This is a genomic window from Candidatus Vallotiella hemipterorum (genome assembly GCF_910593725.1).
Taxonomy (GTDB): domain Bacteria; phylum Pseudomonadota; class Gammaproteobacteria; order Burkholderiales; family Burkholderiaceae; genus Mycetohabitans; species Mycetohabitans hemipterorum.
Genome location: NZ_OU343031.1, coordinates 279,518 through 301,350, shown reverse-complemented (window position 1 = coordinate 301,350; position 21,833 = coordinate 279,518). Strand labels below are relative to the sequence as shown.

General features: G+C 40.5%; 10 protein-coding genes, 1 tRNA gene and 1 other RNA gene. 5 read left to right on the top strand and 7 right to left on the bottom strand.

Annotation, left to right across the window (positions count from 1 at the left end; translation table 11 throughout):
- Positions 1-62 precede the first annotated feature (62 nt).
- The 6 genes from lapB to gyrA all read right to left on the bottom strand — a co-directional run bounded on the left by lapB (position 63) and on the right by gyrA (position 9,547).
- Entirely contained in the window at positions 63-1,229 is a 1,167-nt protein-coding gene (gene lapB / locus KW136_RS01000; protein WP_216796544.1) for a lipopolysaccharide assembly protein LapB, read from the bottom strand.
- A gap of 575 nt (positions 1,230-1,804) precedes the next feature.
- Positions 1,805-2,134 (bottom strand): integration host factor subunit beta, encoded by a 330-nt coding sequence (locus tag KW136_RS00995; protein ID WP_216796542.1) that lies wholly within the window; start codon positions 2,132-2,134, stop codon positions 1,805-1,807.
- 9 nt (positions 2,135-2,143) lie between these two features.
- A complete protein-coding gene (gene rpsA / locus KW136_RS00990; protein WP_216796540.1) occupies positions 2,144-3,856 on the bottom strand; it encodes a 30S ribosomal protein S1 in 1,713 nt (570 codons plus the stop codon).
- 237 nt (positions 3,857-4,093) lie between these two features.
- Positions 4,094-4,807 (bottom strand): (d)CMP kinase, encoded by a 714-nt coding sequence (cmk, locus tag KW136_RS00985; RefSeq protein WP_216796539.1) that lies wholly within the window; start codon positions 4,805-4,807, stop codon positions 4,094-4,096.
- A gap of 1,443 nt (positions 4,808-6,250) precedes the next feature.
- Positions 6,251-6,847, bottom strand: coding sequence for a DUF2059 domain-containing protein (locus KW136_RS00980; RefSeq protein WP_216796537.1), 597 nt, complete (start codon positions 6,845-6,847; stop codon positions 6,251-6,253).
- 75 nt (positions 6,848-6,922) lie between these two features.
- The gene (gene gyrA / locus KW136_RS00975; RefSeq protein WP_216796536.1) at positions 6,923-9,547 is read right to left on the bottom strand and encodes a DNA gyrase subunit A; all 2,625 of its coding nucleotides are present in this window, start codon (positions 9,545-9,547) and stop codon (positions 6,923-6,925) included.
- A 431-nt stretch (positions 9,548-9,978) separates the two neighbouring features.
- Here gyrA and KW136_RS00970 point away from each other — a divergent pair, with 431 nt between their 5' ends.
- From KW136_RS00970 to KW136_RS00955, 4 genes are all read left to right on the top strand, one after another.
- A complete protein-coding gene (locus KW136_RS00970) occupies positions 9,979-10,671 on the top strand; it encodes an OmpA family protein (RefSeq protein ID WP_216796534.1) in 693 nt (230 codons plus the stop codon).
- Positions 10,672-11,856: 1,185 nt separating this feature from the next.
- Positions 11,857-12,215: a transfer-messenger RNA gene (gene ssrA, locus KW136_RS00965) on the top strand.
- Between the two features lie 2,119 nt (positions 12,216-14,334).
- Positions 14,335-15,357 (top strand): class 1 fructose-bisphosphatase, encoded by a 1,023-nt coding sequence (locus KW136_RS00960; protein WP_216796532.1) that lies wholly within the window; start codon positions 14,335-14,337, stop codon positions 15,355-15,357.
- A gap of 123 nt (positions 15,358-15,480) precedes the next feature.
- Positions 15,481-15,556: transfer RNA gene (locus tag KW136_RS00955), tRNA-Thr, on the top strand.
- Positions 15,557-18,031: 2,475 nt separating this feature from the next.
- Here KW136_RS00955 and htpG read toward each other — a convergent pair.
- Positions 18,032-19,921: a molecular chaperone HtpG gene (gene htpG / locus KW136_RS00950; protein WP_216796530.1), complete on the bottom strand. Its 1,890-nt coding sequence runs from the start codon at positions 19,919-19,921 to the stop codon at positions 18,032-18,034.
- 695 nt (positions 19,922-20,616) lie between these two features.
- Here htpG and KW136_RS00945 point away from each other — a divergent pair.
- Entirely contained in the window at positions 20,617-21,075 is a 459-nt protein-coding gene (locus KW136_RS00945; protein ID WP_216796528.1) for a RidA family protein, read from the top strand.
- Positions 21,076-21,833 lie beyond the last annotated feature (758 nt).

The window sequence follows — 21,833 nt, the reverse complement described above, 5'->3', positions numbered from 1 at the left end:
TACGCCCCCCCCTTTTTAAAGGGCCAAGAGCTGATCAGAATCATTTTGCCATCACAATGCATTCAGTTAATCGGCTCAATCCGCTGTGGTATATAAGTTTCCCAACCTCCGCAGCTTGGGCACCGCCAATAAAATAACTTAGCCTGGAAACTGCAATTCTGACACATATATCGTGGCATATTTTTAGCGTGGCGCCGGATTAATGTGCGCATTAGTTCTAATTCGCTCTTATAAGGTTCTTCAGCAATCATAATCTGCGCCTCGAGTAATCGCTGCATAGCGACCAAGTTTGGAGACTGCTGCATTTTTACACGTATCAACGCATGCGCAGAATCTATACCACTTAACTCAGCAATATGCTGGTAAGCAACGTCCAGCAGATCACTAGAATAATACGCTTCAACATAGTGAGCTAATAACGCCACACCCTTCTGTGACTGGCCTATTGCTGTATACGCTTGCATCAGCTTGTGAGCAACTAATAATAGGTAAGCGGGGTTTTGCTGTTCAATCTGTCGCCAATAATTAATAGCCTGAACCGGTTTATTGCAAGCTATCTCGATATCTCCGCTTAAGAGCGTTACGCGAATATTTTTCGGGTTAGAGCATAACGCTTGCTTTAATGCTATACGTGCATTATCTATTTTTTTATACTGCAATGCTTCCTGCGTAAGCTCACAGTAGAATTGTGAAATTTCTTTTCTAAGAGGTAGTATGCCCATTGCCTCGATCTGCTGTGCTACTACGATCGCTTTATGCCACTCTTTTTCAATCTCAAAAATAGTTAATAGCGCCTGCAATGCACTAAGTGCGTATTCGCTACCATACAATCTCTGAAAAGCCTCTTCAGCCCGATCAAGTAGCCCAGCCTTTAAGAAGTCTTGGCCGAGCTCATATAACGTATGATGTCGCTCGTTCGGCCGTAAGTCTGCGCGCAAGAGTAAGTTTTGATGCATTTGGATTGCACAATCTATCGCGCCCCGCTGGCGAAATAAATTACCCAGAGCAAAATGAAGCTCAGTTATCTCTGGATGTAGTTTTACTGCTTCGATAAATGTATCAATTGTTTGATCGGGTTTTTTATTAAGCAAGAAATTTAAGCCCTTAAAGCAAGAACTCAGCAAATTTTCGCTCTTAGATCTAAGATATCTTAGGTTATATCGGGCTGCAGCCCAACCTAGCATGAAAACTACTGTAATGATAAGAAGCCACCAAAAAGCAAGATCCATAAATGTGCTTTGTTAAGCATGCGCATGCTAGAGTCGATTATATGAGCGGTAGCATTTACGGCTTCTATATTATTATCGGCGCTAGCTGATTCATCTTTAGCTTAGGTTTAAGCCTTTAGTCTTTTAGCCGAAGCTATAAATTAATGGCTGCACTAATACTTTCTAATCAAGGGTAAAAACCCAGTAATGATTAATGAGAGATGTACCATATATAACCGGCTAGGAGGTTTAGTGTTACGCATTTTGTGTTAAATTAACACTAGTACTAGCAAAAAACTTAAATATAATAAAAAGGATGAGCTATACAATAAGTCTAATAATAATATCGATATCAGCAGCCAGACAGTAGATCGCTGCGTATACATATCAATGAACTGAATCTTTAAATTAGCCCTAGTAAGCCGCAGACAAGGAGAATCTATACTGTAATGGAAGCGTTTATGATTATATATTGATGCGATTAAGACGATGTATATTTGACTAGTATATATGTAGCCACTGGATCTATAGGCCCTGTTTAATGCCAGTAAAGAGCGCTATAAGTGACGCTTTTAGTTACTATATAGATGTAGCCTTTATAGGCTATCTGACGAATTGTTACCGCTAGTCTTTCTTAGTTGGGGCTCTTTTTTATTAACCCGTTCGCGTAATTCTTTACCTGGTTTAAAGTGAGGAACCCATTTCTCTAGGACCTGGACCCGCTTACCAGACTTTGGATTGCGTCCGACTCTAGCCGGACGACAATTTAGTGCAAAGCTACCGAAGCCGCGTATTTCAATACGATGATTAGTGGCAAGTGCTTCAGACATCGCATCGAGCATTGCCTTGACCACAAGATCTGCATCTTTTAAGACAAGCTTCGGAAATCGTAGCGCCAGTTGAGCGACTAACTCGGATTTAGTCATGCTGCTTTACTAATTTTGCTGACTGTCTAGCTTTGCCTTGAGTAACGCACCAAAATTAGTCGTGCCACTAGCAACCACACCGCTATCGGCTGGCAAGCTACGCATTGCCTGCTGCTGTTCTGCAGAATCTTTTACCTTAATCGATAGCTGGATGCTACGTGACTTACGATCAATATTAATAATTATTGCACTGACTTTATCACCCTCTCTAAGCACATTACGCGCATCCTCTACACGATCTTGTGCTATTTCTGATGACCGTAGATAACCCTCTACTTCGGCACTTAACTGAATTACAGCACCCTTTGGGTCGACGGCTTTAACTATACCATTTACAAGAGAGCCTTTATCATTTAGGGCTATGAAGTTACTGAATGGGTCGCCTTCTAACTGCTTAATACCTAGCGAGATACGCTCTTTCTCGACATCAATTCCGAGCACCATAGCCTCGACTTCATCTCCTTTTTTGTATTTTTGGACAGCTTCTTCACCAGATTCACTCCACGATAAATCTGATAAGTGTACTAAACCATCAATCCCTCCAGGTAGTCCAACGAATACACCAAAATCTGTAATTGATCTAATCGCGCCAGAAATTTTATCACTCTTCTTAAAGTTTCGGCTGAAGTCATCCCAGGGATTTGCTTTACATTGCTTCATACCGAGGCTAATACGTCGGCGAGCCTCATCAATCTCGAGTACCATAATCTCAACTTCGTCGCCGAGCTGAACTACTTTGCTTGGTGCTACGTTTTTATTAGTCCAGTCCATCTCAGATACATGAACAAGACCTTCAATGCCTGACTCAACTTCGACGAATGCACCATAATCGGTAATGTTTGTAACCTTACCAAAAAGCCGTGTGCCTGATGGATAACGGCGTGAAATACCTTCCCATGGATCGTCACCAAGCTGCTTAATTCCAAGCGAAACACGATTCTTTTCTTGATCAAACTTTAAGATCTTTGCGGTGACTTCTTGGCCTACAGATAGCACTTCGCTTGGGTGGCGGACACGACGCCATGCAATATCAGTAATATGTAGTAAGCCGTCGATACCACCAAGATCAACGAATGCACCATAATCAGTAATATTTTTTACAATACCATTAAGGATTGCGCCTTCCATTAGTGTCTCGAGGAGCTTCGCACGCTCTTCTCCTTGCGTAGCTTCAATTACAGCTCGGCGAGATAAAACAACGTTATTGCGTTTACGATCTAATTTGATCACGCGGAACTCGAGCGTTTTACCTTCGTACGGCGTTGTATCTTTCACTGGACGGGTATCAACTAGGGATCCAGGTAAAAACGCACGGATGCTATTGACCATTACAGTCATACCACCTTTAACTTTACTAGTGATTGTACCAGTTACAAGTTCATTATTATCTAGGGCTTTTTCAAGAGCAAGCCACGAAGCAAGGCGTTTAGCTTTATCTCGTGACAAGATCGTATCACCATAGCCGTTCTCGAGGGCATCAATCGCGACTGATACAAAGTCGCCCTCTCGTACCTCAATTTCACCCTGATCGTTTAAAAACTCTTCAATCGGAATGTAGGCTTCAGACTTTAAACCAGCGTTAACAACTACGAAATTATGGTCAACACGCACAACCTCAGCAGAGATTACTTCACCTGCACGCATGTCTTGGCGGGTCAGCGACTCTTCGAAGAGAGTCGCAAAAGATTCGATATTCGGATTAGAAGTTTGCAGGTCAGACATAAAAATCGAATGGCGCACAGCCAGACTCGGCTTTATAAGCGCCGGTGGCTACATGCGAAGTTAAAGGTTAAAGACACATTCCACATAACTGAGGAATACTTATAGTACCATTTTCACTATAACCACATTAGGCGCCGAAGGCTGCTAAAACATTAGCGCCTAATGCTGCTCTATACGAAAGACGCAAAACGCTTATATTCCCTCAGAATCGGCTGCAATAATATGTCTAGAGGCTCTTCAAGAGAAAGTATTTTTTGTAACATCAGTGTGCAGATCATTTTTTTGGTACCAAACTAGTATACGATTAACCACCTCACTAATTGATAACACCGATGTATCGAGCAGGCGCGCGTCTAGTGCCGGCTTTAAGGGCGAGCTAGCTCGATTTATATCACTAGAATCACGCTCTAGCAGATCGCACAGAATTGTCTCAATTTTAGCAGGAAACCCTTGCTCTATCAATTGCTTATAACGTCTTTGTGCACGGTCCTCCGCACTTGCTGTCAAAAATACTTTCAATACTGCATCAGTAAAAATTATTGTACCCATATCACGCCCATCTGCGACTAAGCCAGGTGGCTTGCGGAATGCGTGTTGTCTGGCTAAAAGCGCACGGCGCACTGGCGCATGCACCGAAATTGCCGAAGCCAGCCTACTAACAGTCTCATGCCGAATTCCAGTGGAAACATCTACCCCATCCAATTGCACGCAGCCTTCTTGAAAAGAGAAGTGAAGACTATGAATTAATGACACAAGCGCCGAGACATCATTTTTATTTACCTGGTAGCGCTGTACGGCTAGTCCAACCAGCCTATATAAAGCACCACTATCTAGCACATGAAAACCGAGCTGCGCTGCTACAAGTTGTGCAATCGTTCCTTTGCCTGATGCTGTTGGTCCATCAATCGCAATAACCGGAACGTATTTATAATACAAACGATTAAACTTCATTACTCTATTTAAGAGTGAAATATTTTAAACGGCCTGCTACTAGCCGCATAGCACTCAATTAAATGCGCAATTAAGGAAAAGCTATCGAAATAATCTGAAAACGTTTTACTCTTTCTTCTTGACTTGTACTGCTAAAACAGACAAAAAGATTATCGTTTGGATATCGTTGATAAAAGCGCCTGCCTATTTTTAATAAAGCTATACAGCAACAACTTATCATCTATATTGATGGGGTCCGTAAACCCATCCAATAGCTCCGACAAAAATATAGTATCACTTGCTTAATCAGGAATAATTGCGTAATTAGGGATAATTCCTATCTTTTGGGAGGTTGTAACGCTAATTGTTCCAAAAATATGTTCTGCATAATAGGGTATTGTTTAAGGCATATTAATCATCGTAATTCCATTGGGTTAATAACTTTTATATTAGAGATGCTCTATCTGAGAGGATTTAAGAGCCTGAAAGGTTTTCCTCGCTAATTACGCATCTGTAGGATTTAGATCTGCAATATTCTTCGACAGACCTTAATTTTATTAAGGTTTATATTATATTATGATTAATTGCGCATCATATACGCAATTTTAGGCGCGCTAATAATACATAACACTATGAGTAGCATTCTCGTCAGGAAGAATTATAGTCAGTTTAGTGTCGGTGCGATCTAGCAGTACATCATGGGTTAATTACTCGGATATGACTATATCCTGGCGTCCAAAATCGTATTTCACTAAGTGAAGTAGCTGTATAAGATCTCAGCATATAGAAATTTTTACAGCTTGTTTCGAGCCCATTAAATTATTCTAAGAAATACAAACAACTACAAAAATATTAAGCAATATATAGCATAAAAACCCATCGCGTTACCATTTATGTTTTTATATACTTATTGAGTACAACGAGCAAATAATTCAGTTCACAATATCTACTGTTACTGCAACGCAGTTTTAGCACACGAAGCGCTAACACTAATCAACCTCTAGTTAGACAAAATACTAACAGCGAGTTTACTAAGAGAGAGGGGGGGGGCTCGTTACAATAGCGCGATGTATGACATACGCCCGCTAGGGTCAGTTTTAGTTATCCTTTATGCTGGGCTGATAGCCTATATTATAGGCTATCAGATAAAACACATGTATAACAGATTAAACAACATCTATCTGAGAATTGACGATGACTTATAGGTTTAGTAGTTTCTTCATAATTACTGATACCGTAGCTGTGCCGACCCTAAATCTAGTTAGTAGGTTATCCAGCACGCTTATATTCTACAAGCCTGAAAATTTTAATACTTGTATCTAAATTACTTTTCTAAAGTAAATATAATAAAACTTATTGCATTGAGAAATGCAATAAGCATGTTTTACATCGCACTTAATAAGTGCGATATCACTATCGTAGTACCGTAAATAACTAGATTTTGCATGTGCAGTTAACGTTATTTTATCTCTTAAGCGAAGCTAATTCTTTGTCGGCTTGATCACGCGTTACTTTAATCGATTCAGGCATGTACCTCTGTATTAAACTATCGACTATATCGCGACTAACTTGATCCTGTACCTGGATGAACCTATGACCGCTTGGGGTTTTATAAAACGTTATTAAATCTTTTATCTCTGATACTGAATAATACTTTGCATATGCCGCATACTGCGCTCTTATTGCGGCCTGGCGAAATTGATCACTTGTAAATACTGCGCCAGCAGATTCTAAGAGTTTGGGAACAGCATACTTTTGTAGTGTAGGCACAGCAGCTTGCTTTTGTTTATCGTTAAGCAACTTACTTTCAGTTAAGGCGTTAGACAGAATTACTGGAACTAGTTGCTTAGCTTGCATTTGAGCAACACTAGCAATAGCGCTAATTAGTTTAGGGGAATCGATCGCATCAAGAAGATTTTTAATGGCAGCTTGCTTGGCCGAATCAACTGGCACCATAGTAAGTGTAGAATCTGAAGTGCCTTGGGCAGGTAGTGCCTGTCCTATCGCTAGCGTCGGTACGATAGTGGCTAGTAATATCCACTGCTTAAATTGTTTTTTCATCCTGACTCTCATCAAAAGTTGTTTTATCAACCTAACACTAACTTAATTCTCGGGTAGAAAGCATTTATCTAGTAGTCATAAGTATGTTTTCTTAGCATTTATGCCGGGCTTAGCTTCATTATTAGACTCGACGCTATTTTCTACGTCAGTCTCAGCGATTTGCTGCAAGCCTGATAATTTCGTGCCCTTATCAAGAGAAATAAGTGTAACACCTTGAGTTGCTCGGCTCATCTCTCGAATTTCTGTAACTCGCGTACGTATTAATACGCCGGCAGTCGTAATTAGCATGATCTCGCTATCTGGCTCAACCAGCGTCGCGGCAACTACTCTACCATTACGTTCCGAGGTCTGAATCGCAATCATACCTTTTGTGCCGCGCCCATGTCGCGTATACTCAGCAATCGGTGTGCGCTTACCGTAGCCGTTCTCAGTAGCGGTTAGCACCGATTGTGATTTGCCTCCAGCCACAAGTAATGCAATTACTTGCTGAGTATCCTCAAGCTGCATGCCACGTACACCGCGTGCTGTCCTTCCCATCGGACGCACATCGTTTTCCTCGAATCGCACTGCCTTGCCGGCGTCGGAGAACAGCATCACATCATGCTGTCCATTTGTAATCTGCGCACCGATTAAAAAATCTTTATTATCAAGCCTAACTGCGATGATACCTTTTTTTAGGGGCCGAGAAAATTCTTTAAGCGGTGTCTTCTTTACGGTGCCAAGGGACGTAGCGAGGAATACAAACTTGTCAGATGAAAACTCTTGTACCGGTAGAACTACGTTGATCTTTTCGCCATCCCGAAGAGGAAACATATTAACGATAGGCCGTCCTCTCGAGTATCTCGAGCCCTGCGGTACCTCATAGACCTTGATCCAGTACACGCGCCCAAGATTCGAGAAGCATAAGATATAATCGTGCGTGTTCGCGATGAACAACGTTTCGGCCCAATCATCATCTTTTATTACAATAGCTTGTTTGCCACGGCCACCTCGCTTTTGTGCATAGTACTCGGACAGTGGTTGTGATTTTATATAGCCGCCGTGCGACATCGTAACAACCATATCCTGCGTCATGATTAGATCCTCAGTGCCAAGCTCAGTAGCGTTTACCTCAATCTGCGAGCGCCTCGCGTTTCCAAATTCCACCTTGATTGCAACTAGCTCTTCAGCAATAATTGTTCTAATCCGCTCAGGCTTAGCTAGAATATTTAAAAGATCCGCAATCTGCTCTGTTACCGCACAATACTCAGTAGTAATCTTATCTTTCTCTAGGCTGGTTAATCTATGAAGGCGAATTTGTAAGGTTTCTTGTGCCTGCGTGTCCGAGAGCTTATAGAGCCCTCCTTTAGATTGCATGCCGAAAATAGGCGCCAACCCATCAGGACGGAGAGCATCTCGGCCACCCGGGAGCTCGCTTGGGATTCGTGACAGCATGTCGCGCACTAGCCCAGAGTCCCATCCACATGTCATTAAATCTTGCTTCGCGATTGGTGGTGTCGGGGCTGCTTGGATAAGCGCAATAAACTTATCAATATTTGAAAGCGCGACTGCGAGGCCCTCTAGAACGTGGCCGCGCTCTCGCGCACGCCGTAACTCGTAAAAGGTGCGGCGTGTAATAACCTCACGCCGGTGTGATAGGAAGCACTCCAACAGCTCGCGTAAGTTTAATAGCTTCGGCTGCCCGTCAACTAATGCAACCATGTTCATTCCAAACGCATCCTGTAACTGTGTATTTTTGTATAAATTATTTAGGATAACCTCCGGAACCTCGCCTCGCTTAAGCTCAATCACTACGCGCATACCACTTTTATCAGACTCGTCACGAATATCCGATATACCATCAATCTTTTTCTCGTTGACTAGTTCAGCGGTGCGTTCAAGCAGGGAGCGTTTGTTTATTTGGTATGGCAATTCGTCAACGATAATCGCCATACGCTGGCCGCGGTCGATCTCCTCGAAATGACTCTTAGCACGAATCACAATGCGGCCTCGGCCAGTACGATAGCCATCTCGCACACCTTGCACGCCGTATATAATTCCCCCCGTCGGAAAATCTGGCGCTGGAAGAAGCTCAATTAGCTCATTTATTGACGCTTGTGGATGGTTGAGAAGGTACCGGCACGCGTCGACAACCTCATTCAAATTATGTGGCGGGATATTCGTTGCCATACCGACTGCGATACCGGATGAGCCATTAATTAACAGATTCGGGATTCTTGCCGGTAGCACCTGCGGCTGGGTCTCGCTGCCGTCGTAGTTCCACTCAAAGTCAACGGTTTTCTTATCGATATCAGTTAGCAACTCATGACCAATTTTTGCGAGCCTAATCTCAGTGTATCGCATGGCTGCAGCATTATCACCATCGACCGAGCCAAAATTGCCCTGCCCGTCTACCAGCATATAGCGCAGCGAGAAATCCTGGGCCATTCGCACGATTGTTTCATAAACTGCGCTATCTCCATGCGGATGGTACTTACCAATTACGTCTCCGACGATCCGCGCGGATTTTTTGTATGTTCGATTCCAGTCATTGCTGAGCTCATGCATTGCATAGAGCACGCGGCGATGCACCGGCTTAAGTCCATCTCGAGCATCGGGTAGCGCACGACCAACTATTACGCTCATTGCGTAGTCGAGGTAAGAGCGGCGCATTTCCTCTTCAAGAGAGATTGGTAGGGTCTCTTTAGCGAATTGATCCATTTATTAGCGTCTTTGACGAACTCTAGCGGTCTAGGGGGCGAGCTGTGGGTATAGCGGTGTCTCTATGCTAGCAGCAGTGATGACTCGTATCGCTTGATATTAGCATGCCACATGCATAGCACTCTACACGCGGTCGGGGGAAATAGGCCCCATCACTATGGCCCATTTCCCCCGACCGCGTCAGGAGCTCCTATTTGCAGACTTAGGCCTTTAAGCCTAATAGTATTTTTTGTAACTGTTGCGATCAAACTATAATTACCCGATGAAGACCTAGAAAGGAGTAGAAATTTATCATTGCAATGGCACTATTGTGGCAAAATGTAATAGTAAGGTTATCAGGCCACGATGCTAAATCCTACATAATCTCTAGCGTTTTTTTATTAACAGGCTAGCAGTGAGCCTATGACAGTCTCAATTTCGAGAGGAGAGATATGAATAAAATTTTAAAGCTCGCATTCATTGCAGCTACCTCGGTCATCGCTGTATCCGCATCAGCGCATCCATTGCTAGCTTCTCGACAAGTTCTTAGTGACAACTGGGTAAACAGTACCGGAGAACTTATGTGGATGAATGGCACCGGTGAGCTCTGCTGGCGTGATGCTTTTTGGACCCCCACTACCACATATACGAAGTATGACGACGGTGCGCTTCTAACTCAAGTATATGACGACGCGCCATCAGTTCCTTTACCAGCTGCACCAGGGCCAATTATAACGAGCCCAAAAGTTACATATCAGGCAGACATACTGTTTAATTTCGATAAAGCCGCACTCCCTGCTAAGGCAGAAAAACTTGATAAGTTAGTCATGAAGATTCGAGGCTTAAATCTTAAAAGAGTCGTAGCGTTAGGCTATTCTGACAAGATTGGTTCGGATAAGTATAACAATTGCCTATCTCTTCGCCGCGCACAAGCCGTAAAAACGTATCTGATTAGTAAGGGTATCCCAGCTGACCTGATCTATGCAGAAGGTAAGGGTAAGAGCAATCCATTGGTAATAACCTGCCAACAAAAAAATTGTAAACCCCTAATCGTCTGTCTAGCACCGAACCGCCGTGTAGAAGTAGAAGTCATTGCTACAACTAGTCAGCCTCAAAATAAGTTAACTCTTTCGCAGCTAAGGTAACTATCCTCGGATAAGCAAGGGTTTTAGCGCTGCAATAAGTAGCCACCGTATATCACCGTCTAATACTAGTCGAAGCAAATTCTTATGGTTTTTTTAATGCTTTATTAGCGCGCTATAATTCTTGCTACCTATGCCTAACGTTGGCTTATATAAACTAAAGGAATTTAGCTATTTTTCTGATCAGTAGTGAGATACACCGTCTGAAGCTAAACTGCTTCACAATATAAATCTACTTCGATTGTTATAGATCAACTTCCACTCTCATGTATTTAATAAGCGAGTGCTCGGAAGTTAGTGGTAATGGGGGCGTCTTATCTAAGTTAATAGCTCAGCTAGGCGCTGTCTTGGTTCAGAGAATTTATTGATACAAGAAAATACTCCGTGTTATAGACCTGTATAAATTAGAAAGTAATATTCTAAATGTCGAGTATGAAGCAATTTCTTCAGAGGCGCCTTCCAATCCAGAGCGCACATCATATGATGTGGTTACTATCCGCATGGAAACATGAAAGCACGTTCCTCGGCTAGCAGATAGCGTTTAGGAATGCGTGAAGTTGGTAAACCAAATAGCCTGAGTATTGTTTAACGCTACACAGCAGCTTAAAAGGCTATTTATTTGAAATAGTCTATGCTGAATACGTGATGCACATACTACCGGAATATACACATGATTATGTAGGCTTTACTAAGCTATCAGAGCTTGCAAAGCTTGCTTGTGCGTCTATATTATTTGTTTAAGAATTTAGAAAATAACCCATTACCCGATCAACCAGTGCTTCAAGTTAACCAGGAAAACCTATATTCATTATAGGTTTTCCTGTCTATGCGACAAGTAAACTACTAACGTAGTTGTGGGTTCCTGATTCTGTATTGCAGGCGCTTTATTAATAATTTGACATTATTATATTGCACTTAGAAAACTCACTACTACCATGACCCGTATTTTTGGAATAACTTACTTATGATATCGTTTTCATCTCAGAACTCCTATCGAGTAAACTATTACTATTAGTCCATCACCTGATAATAAGGAATAAACATTTAGTTTAAATAATGAAAATACTAAAAAACCTTATTTAGTTTAAGTAAGAATAATACTATTATAGGATATAGAGCTTCTCCATACATAAAATATAATAGATCGACTATGTTTATAGTTTATGACATAATAGATATGTATTGACAGGGGCCGACCTGGTTTCGACGTGGGTAACAAAGCAATGTAGGGCATACCGAGGACCCGTTATCTCGTAAATCAATGGGACTTTAAGTAACCGCGAACGACGAAACGTACGCACTAGCCGCTTAAAACCGGTTAGCCTCGCGCTAGCTCGCTGATGGGCTAGGGTTGCAAGACCGTGCGAGGTCATTACATCAGATAATCCATAGCGCAGTCACGGCGCTATAGCCGAAAATTTAGTGACTCACTGTAGCGAAGCGTGTTCATCCGCGTCGATGCGGTTAAATTAAAAGACTGAACTAAGTATGTAGAACTAGTTGTAAAGTGCTTGCGGACGCGGGTTCGATTCCCGCCGGCTCCACCAGTATTAACCTGGATTATTATCTATCCGATTATGCTTATGCTCTGTAAGCCCATATAAAATAGTCAGCAAATCTTGTGGACGTTGACTGCCCAGTTTGCTTTCCATCCACAGTAGCATATGATGTCTTTAGAACGCCCGCTCGTATGCTAAGAAACTGCTAGAAAATCTAAAATAATTTTTTGATTGCTTAACTGTATAATTCATTTTTTTATTATTTTCTAGGCAGATCTAGACCCTCTACCTAGAAAAAATTCTTAGCTCTTTAAGCGATCGTATTTAACGTTTGTTTATATCTTATAATCAGGGGGGTTAATATTATTCGTTACTACTAACTATTAATAATTTCTCAATATTTTGTAATCCTCCAATCAAAAACCCCCACGTATCTATTTTATAGACTAGATTCATTGGCTAATGTTAGTAAGACTAACATTTATTTTTTAGCTTAGTGCTACAATAAAGATAAAAACCTAGCCTTTCTACCGCATAATCTACTCACTTTTTTCTGTTTATTATGATCAGATGTTAAAATTCCATGGAATATCAGTTTCTCCAGAAAGTTAATTAACGAAGGGATACATATGCTCCATTAATTGACAGAAACTCTAATGTTATAAAACCTACTAGCAGTACTCACCCTACATATTATAATACACACATAGTATAGATTCGTGCTAATAATCTATATTATAGTTAGTCTGCGGTCAGCAGTATAGTATACTGTTAATATTATGTAGCTGTGTTTCTATTATTAGGTCAGTCTAATAAATAGTTATTCACTTTAAGGAATAAAACTCTTCACTAGCCTAACTAGGTGTGCTTACACATTCCGAATGCATATCAATAATGTAATCTACAAAATTCTTTGTTAAAATGTTACATATCAAGCTAGTCGGTATCGCCCAGTTTTAGCTATGTATTATGCTCAGTACAATCTAGATTGTACTGAGCATAATACAATTTATACACGCTTAAAATAACTTATACCAGTTACGGTTATCTCTTGTCACGGCATAAATAGAATGCACAGTACAGCAGCTGACATCTACAGATTTCTAGAGTACTTTATTGCTAGTCTCCTAGATTAAGTAAATTAAGATATAGGAATGTATAATTAAACTCATCTTATTCCAACATCTTATAACCTTATAAAACTAGTAGATCTAAAGAATATGTTTTAGGTTACCTATATATGTCCTAATACAGATATTAACATAATAGATTCAGTTTAGGGTCGAGCTAATTTATGGCATACGAATATTAATCTTCCTTCGCAGGGTCCGTGACACAGGCTAAAGGGTAACTAGATAAAGATATTGGGTTAATAATGCGGAGCTTGCCTAACTTTAAAATTAAAAAGATTTACTGCGGTCTTTATATGCATTTTTAGTTTCTCTATAAAAATAGAGATTTATTTATCTGTGAGACAACTAGCTATAGCTTCGTATTCTGGACCAGGCAGTCCAGCATTATTTAACACTATCGGTCCAGTATTTCCACTTATGTGACCCGCTCATTTATAAACCTAACGCATTTAGCAATAAAAGATTAACACTAATATAGTCATCAACGATTTTGTATTGTAGTTATTACTGTTGCACGGAGTAATCTATGCTTATATCATTAGGAGAACTAAGTTATTAACCCTATAAAGAGCTCTGTTATATAACGCCTTAACTATATCAACGATTGTAATCTAAGATAGGTACCACACAAATAGTAGTAGCATGCCTTGTAATTGCATCAATACAGCCTCTTATTGTAATTAGCTGATGTCTAACCTTCTTCTAAAATTTTCAGATCATATTCTGATCTAACGTAGGGTGATATATCTCAATATGGTAATGTAATATAGCGCGCAAGCGTAACGCTAAGCGAGCGCCCTTAAAATTAACTAAGGTAATCACTAACCTAGTTTATCAGGCAGAGCCACATGTCACTTATTTTATATCAATAATGTGCACGATTGGATCTACAAAACCGATCTCAAATCGGTCTGTTATAGTGGGTAGGCTTACCAGCGCGCTACACTACCCACAAGCATTCAGCTCCCTTGTAGATATTAGCATGGTGCTGAGGAGCAGTGAGCGCGCTACTAAACAGTATTTTTGGATTCATTATGGAAGCAACTCGACCCACATTCCCAAGTATAACTCTCACCCAACACTTGATTGAAGAGCAGAAAAAACATAATAATACTACAGCTGATCTTAGGTTATTGATCGAGGTTACGTCGCGCGCTTGTAAGCTTATTAGCTATCACGTTAGAAAAGGTGCGTTGGGTGAAGCATGTGGCAGCGCTAATAGCGAGAATATCCAGGGCGAGATACAGAAAAAACTTGATATCTTATCTAATAATATTCTACTTGAGGCTAATGCATGGGGCGGTAGTCTTTCTGCGATGGCATCAGAGGAAATGGAGGGCATTTATCTAATCCCTGACTGCTTTCCTAGGGGGAATTATTTATTACTCTTTGATCCGCTAGATGGCTCATCCAATATTGATGTCAACGTGTCAATCGGCACAATATTTTCAGTTCTGCGCTGCTTAGATGACCATACCCCAACTGAACAATCTTTTCTTCAAAGAGGCTCTTATCAAGTGGCCGCTGGCTATACTATATACGGGCCACAAACGTCGCTCGTTTTAACTACAGGCTACGGGGTCCACTGTTTCACTCTCGATCAAGAGATCGGCTCATGGATACTAACGCATCGCGATATGCGTATCCCGTGCGACACATGCGAGTACGCGATTAATGCGTCAAACCAGCGACACTGGCACGCACCAGTACAGCGTTATATTAACGAACTAGTGGATGGCATAGATTCTATCCGAAAAAAAGACTTTAATATGCGCTGGATCGCATCAATGGTCTCGGATGTACATCGTATTCTTCATCGTGGTGGTATTTTTATATATCCAGCCGATAATCGTACCCCGAACAAACACGGAAAGCTTCGTCTTATGTATGAAGCAAATCCGATGGCTTTTATCATCGAACAAGCAGGTGGCGCTGCAACTAATGGTAAGAAGCGGATTTTAGATATCCACCCTAAAAGTCTCCACGAGCGTGTCGCTGTATTCCTTGGCTCTAAGAATGAAGTTGATCGTGTAACACGATACCATCTTGAGGACTAAGTACACTATATAATTTAGCCCCTAAAGCAGATAGTACGCAGAAAAAAGCGGCTTATAAAGTTGCCTCAACCAATATAAGGTGTTGTCACTCTTCAAATCCATTCTTATAATGCCGTCTATATTGCCGGTGTAGCTCAGTTGGTAGAGCAGCGCATTCGTAATGCGAAGGTCGGAAGTTCAAGTCTTCTCTCCGGCACCATAAATTTAATGGTATACAAACGTCATTGCGTTATTACTATCCTCTCAGCGCCTAGACACAGTGGCTTCGCTAAAATTGAATTGATATCGTCTAGATCTTTATTCTAATGACTAAGAAAAATCTAGTTGCCGACTAAGTATAACAACCCAAAATTATTTTTTTGTTTGTCTTAGCAATATTAAGATAGCGACATTATGCATAGCACTTGAGAGATGAGGTGTAATTAGTATTACTAATTACGATTAGCAAAACCACTAATTACATTAATAGCTGAGTATTAGAGATATAAATATACTATATTTTATCTGAAATAAAGCTACAAAAATGCCTTACAGGAGCGCAACACCCTAATATTTTTATGCTGAAAATAGCCGTATATTTTATCTACTATTTAAGCTAGTCTTTGCTTTGAAGCAATCTCACTAGATTTATTGGCAATATAAATTTCTTAAAGCGAATTACGTGCTTACTATATCGTCTTTTTAAATTCAAGATAGTAAAAAATTTTAGATTTAGCTGTGTAAATTGCTTAATAATTTAAGTGCTACTCCTACTACTGTAGTAGTATAACGCTATTTATAAAAATATTTATGTAGAATATTATTAGAATTAAAAAACTTAGAACATATTTAATATTAAGATTTGGTTTTAACTGTAGTTAAGCCAGAATGATGTTTCTATTAATAATGATACTAATTAATATACTATCTAATAGTAGTGTATAGCTATCGTCACGTATACTCACGCAGTTCGGGGAACATATATATTCTCTGTATATTTAGAATATTCTCTAAATTAATAGCAGCAACAAATTTAATCAGATATACAAAGAACGTATACGGCAGCTTAAAACTAGTTAGGCAATAAATAATTAGCGTGTATAGATAGCCTATAGTAGTAAATCACTGAGCTTAAAATCTATATCAGAAGATTCGAAGTTATAAGCTAAGTGTTTTAGCTGTTTTAGTAACTCTTAGTATAAAAGATAACTCTATAACTTCAGATGGTAAACACCCCCCATGGAAAGCTGTTAAGGGCTATGCAGCGAGATGCGCTGTGGATTACTACCGCGTCGGCGCTCGTAAAATAAGGGGGCGTTAACTCAGTGACGAGCGCTGAAGCTATACATCCTTTTGATTACCTTCCCTCAATCAATTAGAAAATTTTATCTAATAGATAGCGTAAGTCCAGAAAGACTACATTAATATTATTCCCTCATATACCTTTAATAAGGTAATAATTTGCGAGTCGCGTACTATGGTAAATCGTATAATCGTATATGTTTTGCCAAAAATGAAGAAAGTATCTGAATAAGATAACTATTAATATATTAGGTAACCCCAAGACAGGCGCAGAATCTTTTATAAAAGGTAACAGGATCAAGCGTTAGACTAAATTTGGTCTGATTGCATTAGTTACCTGTATCTCGCTGATAGTACCGTAGTTCGCGTAATTATTTAAATCCTATGCATCGACCGGAAGTAAACGCGTGAATTACTAGATGGCAAGCTGCGCATACTTCGTTCAGCAACGATCACTACTGGATTTAATTCCACTAAATTAATATTCGCGTTCAGATTAAGTTTAATGCCGAAATATAGGTAGCAGACTTATCTTTCTCATAAAATATTTTGGCACAAAATACAGGCTTTATGTTACTCTGCTTAAGAGCAGGCCGCCTATACGTGGTCTATTTTCCTGTATTGTTTAGCATTATATGGCCTATAATAAGGGAATATTGCATTTTTTGGCGTACTTACTATTATCAATTTCCTAACTAACATTTTACCGCATATTAAACCTCCGCTCAAATCATAGCTCTAGTTTTTTAAGCTAGTTAGCGCTAATGAGATTAACAGAGATAAGTACTATTTTTTCTGCTAAAGCATGCATTTCTTCAGTAACGGTACACAGATATTCTTTACACTAAGAAGTTATCTAGCTTCGACTTTTAATGCTGTGAATCCGGACTCTACTTATAAAAATAAAGTATATCAACTATCTTACAGCTTTACTTCATAGTAATTTATATGCATTTATGCTCTGATTTATATATAAAACTATATAATTCAGGCTTGCTTAACATCAACTGCTAGCACTCATTCTAAAGATTTACTTATACCACTACTGAATAATATCTTGATCAATATCAATATCTTGATAGGAAAGCCACCCGGTATTAGAGAGATCGCATAAAGACCACTGACTATTAAACCTTAAAAACTATCTAGTTAATACGGCCCGCAGAAACATTTAGCTGTTATTAGCAGCAATCTAGTGAAAGAATCTTCTACGGCTATATTACTAAATTTAAGATTAAGCAGAGCTAGGACAGCATATAGGCACTATCTAAATACGTTAGCTAGCGAGTTTCTCGATGAAAATTTATATTGGAACTCGCTGCTAACTGTTATGGGTAATTTAAGCGCCGCACAACCTTTGGGACTTATTTATTAGGGGCCGCTTAAGCATACATTACTTACTAGATATCAATAGCATATTAGTTCGCCTGATGAAATTTGCCGGGTCATCGAGTGCCCCCCCTTCTGCGAGCAGCGCCTGATCGAATAGAAAATGGCACCAATCATCAAAGTCTGTTACTGCCGGAGACAACCGGTTAATTAGCGCATGCTCTGGGTTCACTTCAAGTATCGGATGAAAATCCGGAGCCTTTTGGCCTGCGGCTTTTAGCAGTCGTTGCAGGTAGCCACTCATTTCCCCTTCATCGACTACCAAGCAGCTTGGAGATTCAGTCAAGCGGAAAGTCAGACGTACATCCTTAGCTTTTTCCTTGAGTACATCTTTCATCCGATCGATTAATAGCTTTAGATCTTCACAAACTTTTTCCTGGGCATGTTTCTCTTCGTTATACAATGAACCCAGATCTAGATCACCACGAGCGACGCTAGCAAATGGCTTACCGTTAAATTCACGCAAAAATGACATCATCCATTCGTCAACGCGATCGGTTAATAAGAGTACTTCAATATCTTTCTTGACGAATACTTCTAAATGCGGACTATTACAAGCTCCACGATAACTATCGGCCGTCACATAATAGATTTTTGTCTGTTCAGGCTTCATCCGAGCGATGTAATCATCTAGCGACACACTCTGTTCGGCGCTATTGCTGCGCGTTGATGCGAAGCGAAGCAACTTAGTAATGCGCTCCCGGTTTGAGAAGTCTTCACCCAGGCCTTCCTTAAATACCTGGCCGAATTCACACCAGAACTTTGTATATTTTTGCTTGTTATCGGCGGCACTAGCTAGTTCTTCAAGCATTGATAGCACTCGCCTAGTTACACCATCACGGATCGTTTTTACATCATGGCTTTCTTGCAGAATTTCGCGAGATACGTTTAGCGGTAAATCGTTTGAATCTACAACACCCTTAATAAATCTCAGGTAATTAGGCAGCAACTGCTCGGCCTCATCCATAATGAATACGCGCTTTACATATAACTTTAAGCCGCCACGATGGCTACGATTCCACATATCAAACGTAGCGTGAGCTGGTATATATAGTAGCTGGATATATTCGTTACGTCCCTCAACTCGGTTATGTGTCCAGGCCAGTGGTGCCTCGTGATCGTGAGATAAATGCTCGTAGAAGCTTATGTATTGCTCATCGCTAATCTGGCTTTTAGATCGCGTCCAGATTGCGCAGGCTTGATTAATGGTCTCATCCTCATCCCTGATAACTATCTCACTTTTCTCAGCATCCCACTCCTCCTTTTTCATTAGGATTGGTAGACTAATATGGTCTGAGTATTTCTGTATTATAGACTTGAGACGGTGGGAGGAAAGAAGCTCATCTTCACTATCACGCAAATATAGTGTAATCGATGTACCGCGCTGGATACGTTTAATTTGCTCGATGCTAAATTCGCCGTCTCCAGTGCTTTCCCAGCGCACCCCATGATCAGCTGGCAAGCTAGCACGGCGAGATTCTACCGTCACGCGCTCCGCGACAATAAAGCCCGAATAGAAGCCGACACCGAACTGGCCAATGAGGGCTGCGTCTTTTTGCTGATCGCCAGATAACTTAGAAAAAAATTCTTTAGTTCCTGAGCGCGCGATTGTTCCTAAGTGTGAGATCGCCTCGTCACGACTCATGCCAATTCCGTTATCGTGAACCACGATTGTACGTCCAGCTTTATCGTATGAAATCCGGATGTGTAGGTTCGGGTCATCTTCATACAGCCCAGTATCGACAATTGCCTCGAAACGCAGCCTATCTGCTGCGTCGGACGCATTTGAAATCAGCTCTCGCAGGAAGATTTCCTTGTTGCTGTACAGCGAGTGAATCATTAGTTGTAGGAGCTGTTTGACTTCCGCCTGGAAGCTCATAGTTTCTTGTGCCATATTCCGAATCCTTTTATCAGGTTGACATCAACGGACACGAGGGCAGGTTTATTCGTGTTCCTGACAGTGGGGATAACCCAAGAGAAATTCAAGACTTGCCGGGGAACCCACATATAGAAGCATATATACTCCTAAAGAGTCTCTGAAATATTCTATATAAAGGCATATCAGACTCGCATATACTGATCTAGTATCGTTTATTAAGATATATATGCCCTCATGCGCTGCGCGATTCGCTATCTACCTGCCTAGCAACTGTAATCGCATGACAGCTTTTAGTAACCCTCGGTCATCAATTTTCTCTAATCTTTGAGAGCGCTCGTAGCGCACTCTTTTCTCTATAGAAAGCTATTAATTGAAGATAGACGTATCGTATTACTAGTTTTTCCAGGTTGCGCCCTAGTGGGGCTAATATTTAAGTGATACTGTCGACAATCATAAGCACAGTTCGACTTGTTGATATATAGTTTTCTGGGCGTCAATTAGGTAAAAACATTAAGGGATATATAGCACTAACTTAGTTATTGGAGGCGGTGTTATGAGAATTACGCACTGTGTCGTTTATATATTTATTCTCCGCTAAAATCGATAATAGCATTAAGGTTTATAGCTAGAGCATTCTACTAAGCCCAACTCTGATCTAGAGCCCCTTAAATCTAACACTTTATGTTTCTCTATATCTTTGGATATTTACCATGTTGAATGTATATAATCAGCTTAAAAAGCTTGATATAGCTCTGCCGGTGGCTAGCATACCAGTATCCGATTATGTTATGAGTGCACAGGCAGGAAAAACCGTGTTCTTGTCCGGTCATCTCGCCCAAAAGAATGGAGGAGTTTGGGTCGGTAAGCTGGGTGACACAATCAGTATAGAAGAGGGACGACGAGCGGCACGCAGCATTGCCATCGACCTGATTGCTACTCTGCATGCATACCTGAATAATCTAAACCGAGTCAAGCGTATCGTCAAGCTTATGAGCTTAGTTAATTCGACACCAAACTTCACTGAACAGCACTTAGTAACAAACGAAGCGTCGGAGTTGTTCGTGGCAGTATTTGGTAAACGCGGTAAACATGCTCGCTCTGCATTCGGTGTCGCGCAAATTCCGTTAGGTGCTTGTATGGAAATAGAACTTATCGCCACAGTTGGGTAACGATATCTATATTAATGTCCCTAGGCATGTAATTTCGCTATTAGTACCTAGAACTACCTAAAATAGCACAGCAATTTAAGTCAATTAATTATAAAGTTATCGGTCATGGCCGAATCTTAAAGGTACAGATTTCTCAAGCATAGCCAATCTATCTTTAAATAGATTTCGATCGACTGGCTATGCTTCCGATAAGGTCGTATAAACTATAAATTCAGCAACTTAAGCATACGTTACGCTATTCTTAGCGCTCTTTCGTAGATGCATTTGTAATCTTAGAAAATCTAAACTATGTTACCGATAACTTTTATAGTGGATTATATTTTTATATTAGTCGTACGCTCTACATCTAAATGATCATTTCATATCTGGGTAAATATAAGGAGGCACTTACTGAAGACTTGATCTATAGCATGACAAATATCGCTTTATACAAGGTATATATATACCACTATTTATTTAATATTAGAATTAGCCTTGCGAAAAGAAAACAGTTATAAACTGTCATGTCAAGAGATTCGCCAGCTAATATCTAGCCCTTTAGGCGTGTATATATCAATTACAAGGATCTATTTCCAGCGTGTTTAAGCCATTTTATGGTTGCATACCTTCTATGTCTCAATATAAGCCCCGCATGCTTCTTATGGTTGTTTACTTAAGCCTATATAGCGTAGCTATCTAGCTCGAGTCATGTCGAGAAACAAAGTTTTTTATTTGTTCGGGCTTTGTTTATCAAACAGGGCAAATACGCCCTTATAACC